Annotated in this window: 11 protein-coding genes and 1 pseudogene; all 12 read right to left on the bottom strand. The window is 47.2% G+C overall.

What is annotated here, in order from left to right:
• Window positions 1-644: 644 nt before the first annotated feature.
• A pseudogene (locus IEW48_RS04490) lies at window positions 645-785 on the bottom strand (ectoine synthase); the annotation flags it as partial.
• Window positions 769-936, bottom strand: coding sequence for a hypothetical protein (locus tag IEW48_RS04485; protein ID WP_188622749.1), 168 nt, complete (start codon window positions 934-936; stop codon window positions 769-771). The pseudogene IEW48_RS04490 and the gene IEW48_RS04485, both read right to left, overlap by 17 nt.
• An 89-nt stretch (window positions 937-1,025) precedes the next feature.
• The gene (gene nhaC / locus IEW48_RS04480; RefSeq protein ID WP_188622748.1) at window positions 1,026-2,438 is read right to left on the bottom strand and encodes a Na+/H+ antiporter NhaC; all 1,413 of its coding nucleotides are present in this window, start codon (window positions 2,436-2,438) and stop codon (window positions 1,026-1,028) included.
• A gap of 186 nt (window positions 2,439-2,624) precedes the next feature.
• Window positions 2,625-3,824, bottom strand: coding sequence for a saccharopine dehydrogenase family protein (locus IEW48_RS04475; protein ID WP_188622747.1), 1,200 nt, complete (start codon window positions 3,822-3,824; stop codon window positions 2,625-2,627).
• A gap of 14 nt (window positions 3,825-3,838) precedes the next feature.
• Complete coding sequence (locus IEW48_RS04470; protein ID WP_371874815.1) at window positions 3,839-5,350, bottom strand: aldehyde dehydrogenase family protein; 1,512 nt, start codon at window positions 5,348-5,350, stop codon at window positions 3,839-3,841.
• Between the two features lie 51 nt (window positions 5,351-5,401).
• A complete protein-coding gene (locus tag IEW48_RS04465; RefSeq protein WP_188622758.1) occupies window positions 5,402-7,063 on the bottom strand; it encodes a thiamine pyrophosphate-binding protein in 1,662 nt (553 codons plus the stop codon).
• 17 nt (window positions 7,064-7,080) lie between these two features.
• Entirely contained in the window at window positions 7,081-7,347 is a 267-nt protein-coding gene (locus IEW48_RS04460) for an aminotransferase class I/II-fold pyridoxal phosphate-dependent enzyme (RefSeq protein ID WP_229703943.1), read from the bottom strand.
• Between the two features lie 130 nt (window positions 7,348-7,477).
• Window positions 7,478-8,521, bottom strand: coding sequence for an aspartate kinase (locus IEW48_RS04455; protein WP_188622746.1), 1,044 nt, complete (start codon window positions 8,519-8,521; stop codon window positions 7,478-7,480).
• A 278-nt stretch (window positions 8,522-8,799) separates the two neighbouring features.
• Window positions 8,800-9,756: an ABC transporter ATP-binding protein gene (locus IEW48_RS04450; protein ID WP_188622745.1), complete on the bottom strand. Its 957-nt coding sequence runs from the start codon at window positions 9,754-9,756 to the stop codon at window positions 8,800-8,802.
• Between the two features lie 36 nt (window positions 9,757-9,792).
• A complete protein-coding gene (locus tag IEW48_RS04445) occupies window positions 9,793-10,812 on the bottom strand; it encodes a C40 family peptidase (protein WP_188622744.1) in 1,020 nt (339 codons plus the stop codon).
• Complete coding sequence (locus IEW48_RS04440) at window positions 10,790-11,908, bottom strand: mandelate racemase/muconate lactonizing enzyme family protein (RefSeq protein WP_188622743.1); 1,119 nt, start codon at window positions 11,906-11,908, stop codon at window positions 10,790-10,792. Before IEW48_RS04440 ends, IEW48_RS04445 begins: the two co-directional genes overlap by 23 nt.
• A 25-nt stretch (window positions 11,909-11,933) precedes the next feature.
• A complete protein-coding gene (locus IEW48_RS04435) occupies window positions 11,934-12,863 on the bottom strand; it encodes a S66 peptidase family protein (RefSeq protein ID WP_188622757.1) in 930 nt (309 codons plus the stop codon).
• Window positions 12,864-12,949: the final 86 nt, after the last annotated feature.

Here is a 12,949-nt window from a genome sequence, read left to right as displayed (position 1 = left end):
GAATTCATGCGGCATGATCAGCTGATCCTGGTTATGGCGATACACAGTAATACCTCCAAGTGCAAGGTTTTTGTGGTGTTTTTTGAAAAACCCTTGCACTTAATTTCGCCAAAAATAGGTCTTTTCCCTTCAATATCAACATTTTTGTGTTTTTCAGCAAACCCTAATTAGAAATATCATTAGTCCCAGTGCGTTGGCTATAAGGTTATGTAATAAATGGTTACAATTTTCTTCAAGTACGCTAGTTTGGTTAATGACTTTGTCGGTATGCCGCTCCCCCTACTCCGGGAGGTTCTTCCGTGCTGCCGTCCCAAGTTCTTCACACGTTCCTAATTTTCGCCCATCATGGCACTTGGCTATTACCTGGGTCGGACTTTCACCGACTAGCTGTTAACGGCTGGCTAGGTACGCAACATAAAAAAGAACTTCACCCCAACCTTGTAGAAGATATTAGTGATCAAACTAAATCTTCAGTGAGGTGAAGCCAGTATGATGTATATTCTACACGAAACACTATCAATAGAGTTCAATAATTTCTTTCTCAGTGAGTTGCTGAAACCTTCTACTCAAAGTAGCGACCGAAAACTTTGTAAAATATTTTAAAAAATATATTTTCGAAAAATATAATGAGGTGACCTAAAGTATTATTCCTCTTCAATCAAAGGATAAACCCCATTTTCATCATGCACTTCTCTGCTGGTTACCGGTGGATTAAAAACACATATTAAACGCAAATCAGCTGTTGTGGCGCACAAAAGATGTTTTTCATTATGCCGATTTAATGCTTACATCAAAGGGTGAAGGGCTTCCAGGAATTTTATTCCTACCCAGCAAGAAGTCTGTCTGATTGAGTTCATTACGGCCAAAATAAGGATCAATCCCCAAAATCAAGGCACAATAAAGAGCAATAATGAGCAAAAGGGTAATATTAGTCATATGATCCCTCCATAAATACAATGTTGGATTATCTTACACATACTCTTTTCTAGGAGAACTGTCCTCCGTCTTAAAAATGCACACGCAGATTATACTGTTGTGTCCTTTTGCTGGTTTACAACTTGCAGATGATTCGTCCTGGCAATTTTATATCCCGTTATGATGTAAAAGAGTGCAAAAACGAGACCAAGATAAGTGAGGGGGGCATACAGAATATAGTCTACTGTCGGTACTCCCAACGTACCGGCAATAAACGCCCCGGTCACACTCCATGGAATAATTGGCGCTAAATTGGTTCCCGTGTCTTCAAGTGTTCTCGAAAGATTCTTTCGATGTAAACCGTACCGGTCATATAAAGATTTGAGCATAGGTCCTAATACCGCAAATGTAACGTAATAACTACCGGTAAGCATGAACATGAATCCATGTAAAGAAAAACCATATAGCATGATTGTTCGCCCCTGAGTCGCAATTGCCCTGATTTTCTCCAATGCAAAGTCAATCACTCCCATAGTCCGAAAGGGAGAGCCAAAAATGGCTGCTGCAATTAACAGAGCTACCGTTCCTAACATATTAGATAGACCGCCACGCATAAGCATCTCGTCGACAACTTGTACACCAGTGGTGTTAGTAAATCCGTTTTGAAGTGAGTGAGCGATGGCTAATATTCCTTGCCCTTGAAAAATAACAGCGGCAACAGCCCCAAATAAAATGCCAATTCCAAACACGAGTAAAACAGGCTTTTGTTTGTAGATAAAATAGAGTACGATAAAGGGAATGAGGAATAGGAGAGGATTTAAATCGAAATTTGTTTCCAAAGTATGTAAAATTACTCCTACATTTCCTTCACCCTGTACAGTTTGCCCTTGGTTTCCTATTCCAAGCACCGAGTAAAGTACAAGGGAGAGCAAAAAAGCTGGAAGCGTCGTATAGAGCAAGTACTTAATATGATCAACTATATTGACATCCGATACGGCAGAAGCCATTACAGTGGTATCTGAGAGAGGGGATAATTTATCACCAAAAATAGCTCCCGTGACAATAGCTCCTGCTGTTAACTCAACTGGAACGTCCAAACCAATGGAGACACCTATCAAGGCAACCCCCAACGTACTTATGCATCCCCAGGAAGTTCCCGTTACAGTGGACATAAAGGCACAAACAATTGCAACAGCAACTAAAAATATAGTCGGATTTAAAATTAGAAGCCCATAATAGACAATGATTGGAATTATCCCTGACAATATCCAAACCCCTACCAACATTCCAACTGCAATCAAAATTAAAATGGCAGGCATCATTGCTTGCAAGCTATTGAGAATATCATGAAATAGCTCATCCCAGGAAATGCCCCATAAAAGAGCTAGAGCAATAGCTAACATGCCAGCCGTGATTAATACAATAGTCGTTGGAGCTTTTATAAAAATGACGCCCCCAAGAACAATGATGAAACAAGTGGTGATTAATAAGGTAATTTTGAAACCAGTAATTTTGGTTTCCATAATTATCCCCCCACATAACATTTAAATATTTAAAGTAAGTATGTGTTCAAGTGTTTATTTTATAAATATTTTATTTTTATCTAAAATTTCGTTCCATAAGCGATTGTCCAGCGCTTGACCCAGGTCAAAATGCGTTACGACACGGCCAAGCGCTAGAACATATAGCAAGAACTTAACCTAAGCAAGTTATTTCGAAACAGCTGTTCCAGTGGTTCTCTCCTCTCTGCGTACCGTTTCATTTATGACTGTTTCCTTGATCACAATCTCTCTCTTCTTCATCTCTTCAATGTAGTGATCTCCTGGCACAATCTGCTCTGGCGGATAGGCCCCCCGCTTGGTGATGACCCCATTCCCGAACATCTGGGCCACTGCGGAAATGGTGTAGGCAGTGGTCCGGGCCATGGCCGTCACATTCTTTGTCCGGTCTTTGTAAGTGACCATTTCATATTCATAGGTTGTCTCGATCCCTTCTTTTAGGCCCTGTATTGTGACCCGCAATAAGACAACGTCATCTTTATCTTTCAGGTCTACTATCGGTTTTAATACCTCCCGTAAAACATCCCTGGGCCTGACGCGTTGGCCGCCGATCGTAACTTCATAGTCACGGCGTGTCAGGTTTAAGTCAACCAATAAACGGGCTTTCTCCGCATGTCCAGGGTAACGGATCGTTTTATAATCGAGATTTTTTAGATTAGGAAAAGATCGCGACAAGGTCGACGTTCCACCCGCTGTGTGAAACGCCTCCAAAGGGCCGAACTTTTCGAAGTAAATGGTTTCAACTTCAGAAAGAGACGGCACTTCATACGTCTTGCCATCGCGGATCACAAGAGATGGATCCGTATAGTGATCAAATACCCCTTCAATGGAGAAAACCTGGTTGTATTCAAGAGGGGGTTCGGGATTTAAAGGAATCCCTCCGACTCTGAGATACATGGAGTCCACCTGATCCAGTTTGCTGGCGCCATAACCAGCCAGGATATTGGTCATCCCAGGGGCCACTCCCAGATCAGGAATAAGGGTAACTCCAGCAGCTTGGGCTTCTTCCGCCAACTGAAGCACTTTATCGGTTTCATGGCCAATATGTCCTCCTAAATCACAGACATGAACCCCGGCTTTGATTCCTGCTCTGGCAACCCGCTCATTAAAGGTGTAAAAGAGAGCATTCACAGCCACATCAAATTCGGCCAGGAAGCTGGTTAAACTTTGGAAATCTGTGGCATCAAGAAAGGCGGGGGACAGTTTTGGACTGTCTAACTGCTGGCACACGCATTTGGCCTTCTCTAGATCTACATCAGCCAGCACCACTTGGTCCACATTTGGGCTTTGGACAAGATCTCTGGCCACTTCTTTTCCCATTAAACCAGCGCCTAATACTGCATATTTCATTAATCTATCACTCCCTATTTATCTTTGGGATGATTATCAATCTGAGCCCGCTGCAGTTTTCCGCTGTAATCAACATAAATACTCTTCCATTCAGTGAAGACATCTAATGCCGCCAGGCCGGAATCCCGATGGCCATTGCCAGTATGCTTGGTGCCCCCAAACGGCAGATGAATTTCAGCACCTATGGTTCCAGCATTGATATAAACAAGGCCTGTATCCAGATCCCGCATAGCTCTAAATACCCGGTTCACATGATTGGTGTAGATTGCGCTTGACAGTCCATAAGCCACGGCATTGTTCACTTCGATGGCTTCTTCAAAGCTGTCAACAGGGATGATGGATAACACAGGACCAAAAATCTCTTCCTGGGCGATGCGCATGGTGGGGGATACATTGGTAAAAATCGTCGGCTGATAAAAATATCCCTTGCTTAATAGCTCACCTTTGGCAATCTGTCCGCCAGAGAGCAATGTCGCTCCTTCCTCTTGACCGATTTGAACATACTTGTCAATTTGCTCTAGTGCGGACCGATTAATGACCGGGCCCACATCCACATGTTCGTCTAAACCGTTCCCCAGGGTGAGGGCTTGCGCACGGCGCACAAGTTCCCTTTCCACTTCCTGCTGCACGGAGCGGTGGACAATTAACCGGCTGCACGCTGTGCAGCGCTGCCCGGTGGTACCAAAAGCACTCCACAGAACGCCATCCAAAGCCAGCTGCAGATCGGCATCATCCATGATGATGATGGCATTTTTTCCTCCCATTTCGAGGGACACCTTTTTTAAAAGCTGCCCGCCCTTGGCAGCAATGGTACGCCCCACCTCTGAAGAACCTGTAAACGAGATGACGTTCACGTCAGGGTGTTCAACCAAGGCATTCCCCACCGTTCCACCTGAACCATAAACCAGATTAACCACGCCCTTAGGCAGACCGGCCTCCTCTATAATTTTCATCATCTCGCAGGCCATGGCTGGTGTGTCACTGGCCGGTTTCCACACCACTGTGTTACCGCTTACAATAGCCGGGAACATCTTCCACGTGGCAATGGCAATCGGAAAGTTCCACGGAGTAATGATACCTACAACTCCTACCGGTGCCCGCACGCTCATGGCATGTTTGTCAGGAAGTTCAGCGGGTACCGTTTGCCCGGCTAACCGGCGTCCTTCTCCAGCCATGAAAAAGGCCATATCAATCGCTTCCTGTACTTCCCCCCGGGCTTCAACCAATACCTTCCCCATCTCCTGGGTCAGCGTCCGGGTCAACTGTTCTTTTCTCTCTTTCAAAAGCTGACCAATACGGTACAAATATTCCCCTCTCTCCGGAGCAGGAACCAAACGCCAGCTTTTCTGCGCTGCTTTTGCCGCTTGGACAGCCCGGTCCACATCTTCTGGCGCCGATTGAATGACGTGTCCCAAGATCTCACCCGTTGCCGGATTAATATTATCCTTGTATTCTTCTCGGGCAGCGGTAACCCATTCTCCATTAATATGATTCAGATAGCGCACAGTTGCAGATGTTGTGCACATTTCCTTTCTCCTCCTTTGTAATTCAGGTTTAATATTTTCCCCACGGTACCATCATAGTGCCGCTTTCTGACGTATATCAGCAATGGTCAAGTTAACGGCAATTTGATCGGGATCAGTGCGAATATCAATCACGGACGGCTGATTAGAAGCCAAACCTTCTTGCAAACTCTGTTCAAATTCCTCAGGCGTCGTCACTGTAAAACCTTTTGCACCAAGGGCCTTTGCCAGTTCTGCAAAATGGATCATGTTCAACGAAGTCCCGATCACTCGCTTGGGATAGTGTAATTCTTGATGCATGCGGATGGTGCCATACATGCCATTGTTAAAGACTAAGCTGATGACCGGAATGTGATAACGCACCGCGGTTTCCAGTTCCTGTGCTGTCATCATAAACCCGCCATCCCCTGATAAAGACACCACCGTCCGGTTGGGGTGAGCGAGTTTTGCGCCAATCGCTGCCGGCAAACCGTAGCCCATTGCGCCGGATGTTGGTCCGATGTATGTTTTTTTCCTTTTAAATTGATAAAACCGGTGCAGCCATCCGGCAAAGTTGCCGGCATCATTAGTCAGAATCGCATCAGACGGGAGATAAGTTTGCAGCAGTTCAATCACACCTTCATTGGTCAACGTTCCCTGTGGTGGAGATGACGGGAGAGCCGACACTTGCTCAAAACCAGCCCTGAGCCGGCGTGCCCAATCACGGTAATCGCTAGTCACCTCCAGTTCCAGAAAGGCATGCAAGGCTTCCCCAGCATCGGCGACTATTCCCAGATCGGGGGGATATACTTTGCCCAGCGTCTCTGCCGAAATGTCTACATGAATCAGCTGCTGTTCAGGTGAGATGAGGGAATAGTCCTGGGTGGTCACCTCCGATAGCTTGGTGCCAACGGCAATGATCAAATCGGCTTCTTTGACCCCTTGCAAGATCACTGCCGGTGTCCCCAGCCCCAAATGCCCCGCATACAGTTCGTGATCGTTGGGAAACACATCATGACGCCGGAAAGCAGCCATCACAGGAATACGCTGTTTTTCGGCAAAACGTATTAAAGCATCTTCAGCATCGGCTCGAATCACGCCTCCACCGGCAATGATCAGCGGTTTTCTGGCGTCCGCCAACATGCGCCCCACTTGTTCAACCTCTCTAGCGGAAGGAGCCGGGCGGGGGCGGGCGGTCCTCTGAACAATTGGCAGTTGGATTTCTGCCTTCAAGATATTTTCCGGGAGTGAAACCACCACCGGTCCAGGCCGGCCTGATTGGGCGACACGAAAGGCCCGGCCCACCAACTCCGGCACACGCTGAGGATCGGTAATTTCCACTGTCCATTTGGCAATAGGCCGGAAAAACTGCTCTAAATCCACTTCCTGAAATCCTTCCCTGCCCCTGAACCGGCTGTCGACCTGGCCGAGAAAAACAACAAGCGGGGTGGAATCCTGGAAGGCTGTATGGACGCCAATGGCCAGGTTGGAACCGCCCACTCCACGGGTGGCCAGCACTACCCCCGGCCTGCCTGACGCTTTGGCCCATCCTTCAGCCATAAATGAGGCGCCTCCCTCATGGCGGGCCGAGATCAGCTCTATATCTTCCTCGTCATAGATGGCATCCAGCACGGGCAAATAACTTTCTCCCGGAACACAAAACACTTGGTCAATCCCTTCATTTTTGATCATTCTGACAATGGACCTGGCCGTTGTCATTGTTTCTGCATTCAGCATGTGTTGGGTCTTTGACTTCACTTGCCTGTATGCTCCTTTCCTAATTGTCTGATGCGCCGGGCTGCCTCACGCAACCGTTCAGTAGGCACAGAGAGCGAGAGGCGGAAAAATCCTTCTCCACGCGGCCCAAAGGCATGCCCAGGCATGACAACAATGCCCGCTTCTTCCAGCAATCTTGTTGCAAACTCTGCTGACGTGAAACCCTCCGGCACCTGGGCCCAAATGAAAAATGTGGCTCGCGGTTTCGCTGCTTGGATTCCGGCTTCCTTTAATGCACTAAGCATTTCCTCCACTATATTTAATATATAAATTTTTGCATAATTTTTGCTTTGACCTTAATTAAAAATAAAATCCCCCTGCTTAGGGCAGGAGGATAACAAATGAAGCCATACGAAAATCTGTAGGACATGATACTTAATTTTTGATCATTAGATCATTGTTTACTTGTAATATTTCATCTAAATGAAAAGCTTGATGCAGACATTGAAGGGCATGCTCAACTTGTTCTGCAGCCAAAATATAGGATTGGAAGAAAATGCCCCGCTCATCTTCTTCCACTTCGATTTGGTGGTGTTTAAGTGTCTTCATCACTTGCATGCGAACGTTTGAATCATGACCGATGCCGTCTCCGACAAGAGATAATTTGGCCTGGTGATCAGACAAGATTTTATGTGTCAACCCATGCACAACCGGCCTGTTGTGACCCTCTTGATGACGAATCTGCCTGATCCATGTCCCTTCGCTCTGTTGGTCAACAGGGTCAAAACTTGATTTAACACAAACCGGTACATGGTATTTCTTGGCCCATTGCACCGCTCTCTCATGAACCACTTGGGCGCCTAATTGGGCCAAAACGATCATCTCGTTATAGTCAATTTCTTTCATCTGCCGGGCTAGAGGCACGACACGCGGATCCGCTGTGTACACTCCTTTAACATCTGTATAGATGTCACATCTTTCGGCAGAGAGGACAGCGGCCAAGGCCACGCCGGTAATATCTGACCCTCCCCGGCCAAGCGTGGTGATTTCCCCATCCTCCGTTTGTCCCTGAAAACCTGCCACAACCACAACTTTTCCTTGCTCGAGATGACGGAGAATCGGAGCTTTATTCATCTTGATAATCTTCGCATCCCCATGATGATGGTCGGTGATAATACCGGCTTGCCATCCCGTCAAGGAAACAGCCTCAATCCCCAATTGATGCAAAGCCATGCATAACAAGGCACATGTCACCTGTTCCCCCGTGGTGAGCAGCATATCCATTTCCCTCGGCGAGGGTTGTACTGATATGCGTCCGGCAAGAGAGAGCAGTTTATCGGTTGTGTGTCCCATTGCCGACACAACAACCACAAGTTGAAAGCCTTGCCTTGCCTCACGCTCAATGATTTTCGCCACGTGACGGATTCTCTCTACTGAACCGACAGAGGTGCCCCCAAACTTTTGCACAATCAGCTTCATCTAGCTCCTCTCCTATCCACTTGATTTTCTCCTCTAGGCATATCATTCGGCTATCCCATCCAACACAGTTCTAGTTCGGTTTATAATCCGCTCTGTATAAACATTTGTGCTTATGATATGAACATTATACTCCGCTTAGGCGGCCATAGCAACAACTTTTGAAAATTAAAGTAAAGAAAAATCCTAGCGAAATCGAAACTTAAGCCACTTGCTCGACGATCCGCTAGGGTTTTTGCATGGAGAGAAAAAAAGACGATATGAAACGATATAAGTGCATATTATTGGTAAAGATGGCAAGCCACGAAATGTTGGGGTTCAACTTCTTGCCAGGCCGGTTTGACTGCGGCACAAACCTTTTGGGCAGCCGGACACCTCGTCCGAAAGACACATCCGCTTGGAGGATTGATCGGGCTGGGGACCTCACCTTGTAAAATGATCCGTTCACGCTTTTCTTCAATTTCAGGATCTGGAACGGGTATGGCCGATAGCAACGCTTGTGTATACGGATGCAAGGGGTTGTCATACAGTTGCTCACTTTCAGCGAGCTCCACCATATGGCCCAGATACATAACCCCAATGCGGTCACTGATATGCTTAACCATGGCCAAGTCATGGGCAATAAACAGAAAAGTCAGTTGCTGTTCTTCCTGCAGACGTTTCAATAAGTTGACCACTTGGGCCTGCACAGAGACATCGAGAGCTGAGATAGGCTCATCAGCAATGATAAACTCGGGGTTCAAGGCCAGGGCGCGGGCAATCCCGATTCTTTGCCGCTGACCGCCGCTGAATTCATGGGGGAACCGGTTGGCGTGGTCTTTGTTTAAGCCTACTATCTCTAACAGTTCGTACACGCGTTCCAGGCGCTTCTTTCCTGTAAGCAATCCGTGTATATCTATACCTTCGGCAATAATGTCGGCAACGGTCATACGCGGGTTAAGGGAGGCGTACGGGTCTTGAAAAATCATTTGCGCCCGCCGGTTGAAGCGTTTCATCTGTTTGGGTGTCATCTTATGCACATCTTCACCATCGAAGAGGACTTGCCCCTCGGTACGATCGTATAAGCGGATAATGGTACGCCCCAGCGTCGACTTCCCGCATCCTGATTCCCCAACCAGACCGAACGTTTCCCCTTGATAAATATCAAATGTGACATCATCAACCGCTTTTAAAATTTGTCTCTTGCCCATCCGAAAATATTTTTTTAGATGTTTAACCTCTAGCAGTTTCCTCACCATGTGCTCACCTCCAAGCTGCCACATCAACTGTCCACATCAAAGGATTGGAGAAACGTGGGGTGATGAAATATATCTTCTGCCACCGCAAAATTCCTGTTCGTACACGCTTTTTTTTAAAGGTATGATTTCAATTGACTTACCCGTTTTGGGAGAATGAATCATGTGATCATCTCCCGCATAGATGCCCACATGATGCACAGAACCCCGCCCTTGCTCATAAGCGAAGAACAACAAATCTCCGGCCTCTAGTTCATTCCGGCCCACCGGAGTGCCCACTTGCACTTGATCTGACGCATCCCGTGGCAAGGTAATACCATGATAACGGTACACAGAGTAAGCAAAGCCGGAGCAATCGTAGCCAAAGGCACTCATGCCGCCCCACAGATAAGGAAGGTCTAAAAACTTTTTTGCCGTCTCAACAATGGCGTCTCCGCTTGACGGGATGAGGGATGTTTGGCCATGAAATACCCGGACGTGATCTGCCTTCAGAAAACGGGGACCATGGGGGGTCAACACTTCAACATATCCCGCAGCCATGGTTTCTGTTAAAGATTTGCCGGCATGGCCTTGGTTTATAACAGGCAATCTCGTTAAAAAACTGACCTCCATACCGTTTTTGTGATTATTTCTTTTCAAATCTTGCAGGGTGGCAAATAGCACGGTTGTTGCTGAAGTGACTTCGGCCATCCATGGCTGCTCCTCATAATCAACAGGAACAGAGGACAGTTGGCGGAGCGGCATCCATCCCGGGTAGCCCCGTTCGTCTTTACGGCTGGGTTGGATGGGAATGACCACTTTGGCCCACTGCTCTTGTTCTTCAAGGACATGCACGACCGTGCCATACAGCGCTTGGGTTTGAACCAAGTTGTCGGTGCACAGTTTCAATCGTTCGTCGAGGGTCATGCTAGTTAACCAACCGCGGATATCCACGGGATTGTTGAGGGCCAACTGATCAATGAACCGTGGCGAATCCGGCTCCGTCCATACTGTTGCTACCGACACACAGACAACCATCTTTTTGGTCTTTACCTCTTCATGTTTGGGCTTCATATACATCCCCCCATTCCTTGACAGAGATAATGCCCATCCCCGGCCGATTGGGCAGGCGCACTTTGTTCCCTTCGTAACTGATACCGCCTTCAATGTTTTTAGAGGTTAACATCAGGGGCGCATCGAAATCAAAACGGGTAATGTTACGTTTACTGGCGGCAAAATGTGCAGCAGCGGTTACCGATATAAACGACTCGATCATACTGCCAACCATGCATTCCACACCGCATGCTTCTGCCATGCGGTTGATCAGTTCCGCTTTAAAAATGCCGCCGCACTTCATCAGTTTGATATTGATCAAGTCAACCGCCCGGCGTTTCAAGACCTCAAAGGCATCTTCAGGAGAAAAGATGCTTTCATCGGCCATAATTGGGGTGTAAACGGCATCGGTGATTTTTTTTAGTCCATCAATATCATGGGCTTTGACTGGTTGCTCAACCAGCTCGATGTCCAAGCCCATATCCTCCATTTTCTTGATCGCCCGGATCGCTTCCTTTACCTTCCAACCTTGGTTCGCATCTATTCTGATCTTCACATCAGGCCCTACTGCATCACGAATGGCCCTGATTCTGAGAATGTCCCTGTCAATGTCGTCCCTGCCAACTTTGACTTTTAAGATACGAAAACCGTTATGCACATATTGACAGGCGTCTTTGCTCATTTCTTCGGGAGCATTCACGCTGATGGTACAATCCGTTTCTATTTTGTCCTGCCCATCCCGCTGATCCCCTCCGAGCAGCTGGTATAAGGGGAGGTTAAAGTATTGGGCAAGCACATCATATATCGCCATATCTACAGCTGCCTTGGCACTGGAATTACCCACGAATGAATGATGCAACAAATGAAACACAGATTCGTAGTTGAGTACATTTTGGCCGAGGAGCAGCGGTTTAAGCGTCTGACAAATGGCCGCTTCTATGCTTTCTATGCTTTCGCCGGTAATCATCATCGTCGGCACCGCTTCCCCCCACCCGCATAAACCGTTGTCCACGCTCAGCCGCACAATCACCGATTGGGCATGGGTGACCGTCCGCAATGCTGTTTTAAACGGTTTATTTAACAAAATCGTTTGGCGCTCTGTTTGAATGTCCGTGATGACCATGTGATCATTTCACTCCTCGCGCTTCTCAATCACTAACACCTGGTTCCTGAATCACCAATGCTTGCTTGTGTGTATCCATACTCGCCATCACACCGATCGGAACGGCTAAATTGGGTGAGCAATGGCCGATTTTAAATCCGGAGAGAGTCGGTTTTTGAAGCGGTGCAATATGGTCTTTAAAAATTTGATCCAGCGTGAGTGACTGCTTTCTTTTTACCGGTTGGCAATTGTGAAAATCGCACAACACGATGCCGGCTGCCTGTTCCAATTTACCGGCCATTTTCAATTGATTCAGCATCCGGTCAATGCGATAAGGCTCTTCATCCACTTCCTCAATAAACAAAATTTTGTTGCGGGTATCGATTTCAAAGGGCGTTCCCAAAGTGCTGACGAGCAAAGACAAATTACCTCCCACAAGCGGTCCTTCCGCCTTGCCGGGGACAATCGTCTCCAACGCCTGAAGGGCATTGGTGTAGTATAATGCCGTCGGCGCAAACAATTGTTCAAAGGTTTCTTGTGTTAAAGGATGCACATCTTCCAGCCCCAGGTCGGAACTGAGCATCGGCCCGTGAAAAGTGACAAGTCCCGTCCTTTGGTAGATGGCATTAAGTAAAAATGTAATATCACTGTAACCCCAAAAGATTTTGGGATGCGCTTGAATAAGCTCATAGTTGATATGAGCCGCTATGCGGGCTGTTCCATATCCTCCGCAGACACAAAACACAGCTTTGATATCTGGATCAGCAAAAGCTTGATGGAGTTCCTCCACCCTTTCTTGGTCTGTTCCAGCCAGATATCCGTATTGTCTGGCCAGAGCTTCCCCATAGACAACCTCCAATCCCCTTGCTTTTAAAAATTGAAAAGCTTTAAGCGTTTTTTCCCGATCAGGCCAGCTGGCCGGCGCAATGACAGCGATCCGGTCTCCCCGCCTGAGGGCGTGGGGTTTGAGCTTCAGCACGGTTATTCACCTCGGGTTTCTCATCTATGCGCTTTCAGGCTAAGGGTTAATCGTAAAGAGGGGGTTCATTCTAAGTGAGAATG

The organism is Caldalkalibacillus thermarum, assembly GCF_014644735.1.
Classification (GTDB): domain Bacteria; phylum Bacillota; class Bacilli; order Caldalkalibacillales; family Caldalkalibacillaceae; genus Caldalkalibacillus; species Caldalkalibacillus thermarum.
The sequence above is the reverse complement of the archived record's forward strand: the minus strand, read 5'-3'. Positions and strand labels throughout refer to the sequence as shown.